Source organism: Streptomyces neyagawaensis, from assembly GCF_023516595.1.
GTDB classification, from domain to species: Bacteria; Actinomycetota; Actinomycetes; order Streptomycetales; family Streptomycetaceae; genus Streptomyces; species Streptomyces neyagawaensis.
The window spans coordinates 1-5,230 of sequence record NZ_JAMGBG010000094.1 but is presented as its reverse complement, the minus strand read 5'-3'; the positions used below and the strand labels follow the sequence as shown (position 1 = coordinate 5,230).

Sequence of the window (5,230 nt, the reverse complement as noted above, 5' to 3'; positions counted from 1 at the left end):
GGGGCGCAGCTCCAGCGCGGAGACGTCGATGCCCTCGGTGACCCGCTCGCGCAGCAGTTCCACGATGCCGTCCCGGCCGTCCACATGGTGATACACGGATCCGGTCTGCACCCCGAGCCGCCTGGCGATCTGCGGGACGCTGAAATCGCCCTGCGCGTCGACGAGTTCGAGCGCGGTGGTGGTGATGCGCTCCCGGTCCAGCAGGGGTGTGCGCGGCCGTCCCATGATGTCCGTCCTCTTCGGGCTCTTCCCAGCGGTCGTGGTGAAGGTTACATTGCCCAAACCGAAAGCCTTTAGGTTTACCGGTCCGGGCGACCCCGCCCACCCGGTGGCCTCATCACCCGCCCACCCGGTGGCCCTGTCCCCGCACGCAGCCAGAAGGGCTTTCCCTCCCATGACCGTCACCCCCTCCGCGCCCGGCGCGGACCAGGCCGAGACCGAAGCGCCCGCCCCGTACTCCCTGCGCCGGGGCTCCCTCGGCACCACCGACATCGCCTTCTTCGTCGTGTCCGCGGCCGCCCCGCTCACCGTGATGGCCGGCGTCGCCCCCCTCGCGATCCTGATGGGCGGCATCGGCGCCCCCGTCGGCTATCTGCTCGCCGGACTCACGCTCGCCGTCTTCGCCATCGGCTTCACCACCATGAGCCGCCACGTCCGCAGCGCCGGCGCCTTCTACGCGTTCATCACCCGGGGCCTCGGCCGCCGGGCCGGCATCGGCGCCGCGCTCCTCGCGCTCATCGGCTACAACGGCATGGAGATCGGCGTCTACGGCCTCCTCGGCACCGCCACCCGCGACACCGCCCGCTCCCTGTTCGGCGCCGACATCCCCTGGCTGCCCGTCGCCCTCCTCGGCCTGCTGCTGATCGGCTACGGCGGCTACCGGTCCATCGACTTCGGCGCCAAGGTCCTCGGCGTCCTCCTCGTCGCCGAGACCGGCATCCTGGTCCTGCTCGCCGGCGCGGTCCTGGTCGACGGCGGCGCCGACGGCCTGTCCCTCGCGTCCTTCGCTCCCGGCAACGTCATGGTCCCCGGCATGGTCGCCGTCCTGGCCTTCGCGTTCGCCGCGTTCACCGGCTTCGAGTCCACCGTGATCTACCGCCGGGAGGCCCGCGACCCGGCCCGCACCGTGCCGCGCGCCACCTATCTCGCCGTCGCCTTCCTCGGCCTGTTCTACGCGTTCGTCGTGTGGACGGTGATCCAGGCGTTCGGCGACGCGAAGGTCATCGCCACGGCCGGCTCGAACCCCGCGGACCTGTTCTTCTCCGCCATCACGGTCTACGTCGGCGCCTGGGCGGCCGACCTGATGCACATCCTCATCGTCACCAGCGTCCTCGCCTCGCTGCTGGCCTTCCACAACGCCATCAACCGCTACGGGCTGGCCCTCGCCGAGGAGGGGATCCTCCCCAAGGCCCTGGCCCGCGTCCACCCCCGCCACCGCTCCCCGTACATCGCCGGCATCGCGCAGACCGTGCTCGGCGCGTCCGTCGTCCTCGCCTTCGCCGCGGCCGGCGCCGACCCGTACACGCAGCTGCTGCTGTGGGTGAACACGCCCGGCATGCTCGCCCTGATGTTGCTGCAACTGCTCGCCGCGATCGCCGTACCGCTCTACTTCCGGCGCCGCACTCACGGCGAGGGAGCCCTGCGCACGATCGTCGCGCCCGTCGCCGCGGCGGTGCTGCTGACCGGGGCCATCGCCCTGGTCGTCACCCACCTCGACCAGTTCACCGGCGCCTCCACCACCGTCAACACCGTCCTCGCGGCGATCGTCCCCGCCGTCCTCCTCATCGGCCTCGCCCTCGGGTGGTGGCTGCGCCGGTCCAGGCCCGAGGTGTACGCGGGCTTCGCCGCCGAGCCACCGGCCGACGCCGCCCAGTGACCCCCACCCTCCGTCCGACCCCCGCAAGGAGACACCTCCCGATGCCCATCGCCGACCTCGTCATCACCGGCGCCCAGATCCGCACCCTCGACCCGCACCGGCCGCACGCCTGCGCCGTCGCCGTACGCGACGGGCTGATCGCCGCCGTGGGCGAGGACGCGGACGTACGGGACTGGCGCGGGCCGGACACCGAAGTGGTGGACCTGGGCGGCGGGTGGCTGGTGCCGGGCCTGGTGGACGGGCACAGCCACCCCGTCTGGGGCCTTGACCTGGCCACCGGCGTCGACCTCACCGCCGTTCGCGACCTCGACGGACTGCGTTCCGCGCTCGCCTCCGCGCCCCGCACCGAGGGCTGGGTCCTCGGCTGGGGCCTGGACCACAACGTCTTCGAGGGCCGCCCCGTCGACCGCGCCCTCGTCGAGGACGTCCTGGACGGCGCGCCCGCCTTCCTCCGCCTGTACGACGGCCACTCGGCCCTTGTGACCGGGGCCGCCCTGAAGGCCGCCGGGATCACCGGGCCGCGGGCCTTCGCCCAGCGCTCCCACATCGCCGTCGACGCCGACGGACGACTGACCGGACACCTCGTCGAGCACGCCGCGATGGACCTCGTCACGACGGTCATGCCCCGCGCGACCTACGACGAACGCCGCACCCGGCTGATCGACCTGCTGAACGCCATGGCGGCCACCGGCCTCACCGGCGCCCACGTCATGGACATCGGCGACCCCGCCCTGGTGGACGCCGTGGCACGGGAGACCGTCCTGCCGCTGCGCCTGCGCTTCGCGCCGTGGTGCATGCCCGGCGCCGACGCGGACGACCTCGCGGAGCTGATCGCCCTCCAGGGCAGGAGCGGCCGGCACTGGCGGGTCGGCGGGGTGAAGTTCTTCATGGACGGCACCGTCGAGGGCGGCACCGCCTGGCTCGACCACCCCGACTGCCACGGCCAGGGCACCGAAGCCTTCTGGCCCGACCCGGAGGCGTACAGCGACGCCGTACGGGTCCTGCACCGCGCCGGGGTGCGGACGGCCACGCACGCGATCGGCGACGCCGCCGTACGCCATGTCCTGTCCACGGTCGAATCGCTGGGGCCCGGCGGACGGCACGCGCACCGGGTCGAGCACATCGAGTCGGTGCCCGACGACCTCGTGGCACGGTTCGCCGAGGTCGGGGTCGTCGCCTCCATGCAGCCCCCGCACACCGACTACACCCGTGCCGACCTGTCCGACGCGTGGTCGTCGCGGCTCGGCGAGGAGCGCGCCTCACGGGCCTGGCGGCTGCGGGACCTGCGGGACGCGGGCGTGGTCGTCGCCCTCGGCTCGGACTGGCCGATCGCCCACCACGACGCCCGCGGCGTCCTGGCCACCGCCCGGGCGCCGCGCGGCGCCGCGTCCTCCCGGGCCGGGCTGAGCGGACTTCAGGCGCTGGAGGGCTGCACCAGCCACGCGGCGCTCGCGGCGGGCGAGGAGGCGGTCGCCGGACGGATCGCCGAAGGCTTCCGAGCGGACCTGACGGCACTGGGCCTCGACCCCGTCGACGCCCCCGCCGACGAGGTCGCCGAGGCTCCGGTCCTCCTCACGGTGACGGGCGGGCGCGTGGTGCACCGGGGGAGCCGGCGATAGCAGCACCGGTGGGCGGGCGGGGGGCGGGCGCCGGCGGGTCACCGGTCGCGCAGGTCCTGCACCCGCTTCAGCTTGCCCACCGAGCGCTCCAGGGTCTCCGGGTCGACGACCTCCACCTCCACGGTCACACCCGCCCCGTCCTTGACGCCTCCGGTGATCGCGTCGGCCGCCCGCGCCCGTTCCTCGGGCGTGGCGTCCGGGCGGGCCTCCACCAGGACCGCCATGTGGTCCATGCGGCCCTGGCGGGTCAGCCGGATCCGGAAGTGCGGGGCCACGCCGGGAGTGCGCAGCACGATCTCCTCGATCTGGCTGGGGAAGACGTTCACACCGCGCAGGATGATCATGTCGTCGCAGCGACCGGTGACCTTCTCCATCCGGCGGAAGGCGGGGCGGGCGGTGCCGGGCAGCAGCCGGGTCAGATCGCGGGTGCGGTAGCGGATCACCGGCAGCGCCTCCTTGGTGAGGGAGGTGAAGACGATCTCGCCGCGCTCACCGTCGGGGAGGACCTCGTCCGTCAGCGGGTCGACGACCTCCGGCAGGAAATGGTCCTCCCATACGTGCAGGCCGTCCTTGGTCTCCACGCACTCCTGGGCCACCCCCGGGCCGATCACCTCGGACAGCCCGTATATGTCCACGGCGTGCAGTCCGGCCCGTTCCTCGATCTCCCGGCGCATCTCCTCCGTCCACGGCTCCGCGCCGAAGATGCCCACCTCGAGCGAGCTGGAACGAGGGTCGACACCCTGCTTCTCGAACTCGTCGAGGAGAGTCAGCATGTAGGACGGGGTGACCATGATGATCTCGGGGCGGAAGTCCAGGATGAGCTGCACCTGGCGTGCGGTCATGCCTCCGGAGGCCGGGATCACCGTGCACCCGGCGCGCTCCGCCCCGTAATGCGCGCCGAGGCCGCCGGTGAACAGCCCGTACCCGTAGGAGATGTTTACCTTGTGGCCCGGACGGCCGCCCGCGGCCCGGATGGAGCGGGCCACCACGTCCGCCCACATCGACAGGTCCCGTTCCGTGTAGCCGACCACGGTGGGGCGTCCGGTGGTGCCACTGGAGGCGTGGACGCGCCGTACCTCGGACATCGGCACGGCGAACATGCCGAACGGATACGTGTCCCGCAGATCGGCCTTGGTCGTGAAGGGGAACCGGGCCAGATCGCCGAGTGAGCGGCAGTCGTCGGGGCCGACGCCCGCCGCGTCGAACTTCTTGCGGTACAGCTCCACGTGGTCGTACGCGTGCCGCAGGGTCGCCTGCAGCCGGTCGAGCTGGAGCGCGGCCAACTCCTCCCCGGTCAGGCGCTCGCCGTCGTCCAGCAGATCATGGGGGAGCGGTCGGCCCGGGCTGCTCATCGCGACTCCTTCGTCCGCCCCGCGAACCGGGGCCGACCGAACATTCGGTCACCGTGCGTCATGGTCACGGTATCCATCGGGGCCGTTCCGCTGTCAAGGATTCGTCGCGCCGCCGGGGTGGGTGGAGGGGGCTTGCCCGACCGCTCGAATCACGTCACACTGGTACCGAACGAATGGTCGGTTGGGAAGCTGGTATCGATGACGACGACAGATTCCGCCGGGGCGCCGCCCGAGGACGCGCTCCAGGAGCACTTCGAGGCGACGATCGCGCGGGACCAGCGGATCGAGCCGCGTGACTGGATGCCGGAGGGCTACCGCAGGACGCTGGTCCGGCAGATCGCGCAGCACGCGCACTCGGAGATCATCGGCATGCAGCCGGAGGG

General features: G+C 72.6%; 5 protein-coding genes. 3 read left to right on the top strand and 2 right to left on the bottom strand.

What is annotated here, in order from left to right; all coding sequences use genetic code 11:
- A partial coding sequence (locus M8J73_RS31895; protein WP_249829388.1) for a TetR/AcrR family transcriptional regulator occupies positions 1-225 on the bottom strand: 225 nt, incomplete at its 3' end.
- A gap of 169 nt (positions 226-394) precedes the next feature.
- On the opposite strand from M8J73_RS31895, the gene M8J73_RS31890 reads away from it, so the two are divergent.
- Both M8J73_RS31890 and M8J73_RS31885 read left to right on the top strand, forming a co-directional pair.
- Positions 395-1,876, top strand: a complete 1,482-nt coding sequence (locus tag M8J73_RS31890) for an APC family permease (RefSeq protein ID WP_249829387.1) — start codon at positions 395-397, stop codon at positions 1,874-1,876.
- Positions 1,877-1,917: 41 nt separating this feature from the next.
- Positions 1,918-3,495: an amidohydrolase gene (locus M8J73_RS31885; protein ID WP_249829386.1), complete on the top strand. Its 1,578-nt coding sequence runs from the start codon at positions 1,918-1,920 to the stop codon at positions 3,493-3,495.
- A gap of 38 nt (positions 3,496-3,533) precedes the next feature.
- Here M8J73_RS31885 and paaK read toward each other — a convergent pair whose 3' ends face one another.
- The gene (gene paaK, locus M8J73_RS31880; protein ID WP_055543263.1) at positions 3,534-4,847 is read right to left on the bottom strand and encodes a phenylacetate--CoA ligase PaaK; all 1,314 of its coding nucleotides are present in this window, start codon (positions 4,845-4,847) and stop codon (positions 3,534-3,536) included.
- Between the two features lie 198 nt (positions 4,848-5,045).
- Between paaK and M8J73_RS31875 the strand changes: the two genes are divergently transcribed.
- Positions 5,046-5,230: Phenylacetic acid catabolic protein (locus M8J73_RS31875; protein ID WP_249829385.1), on the top strand; the 185-nt coding region annotated here is incomplete at its 3' end.

Bases quoted from the DNA above. Each gene is read 5' to 3' on its own strand.
- M8J73_RS31890 (WP_249829387.1), top strand. From the start codon at position 395: ATGACCGTCACCCCCTCCGCGCCCGGCGCGGACCAGGCCGAGACCGAA.
- M8J73_RS31885 (WP_249829386.1), top strand. From the start codon at position 1,918: ATGCCCATCGCCGACCTCGTCATCACCGGCGCCCAGATCCGCACCCTC.
- paaK (WP_055543263.1), bottom strand. From the start codon at position 4,847: ATGAGCAGCCCGGGCCGACCGCTCCCCCATGATCTGCTGGACGACGGC.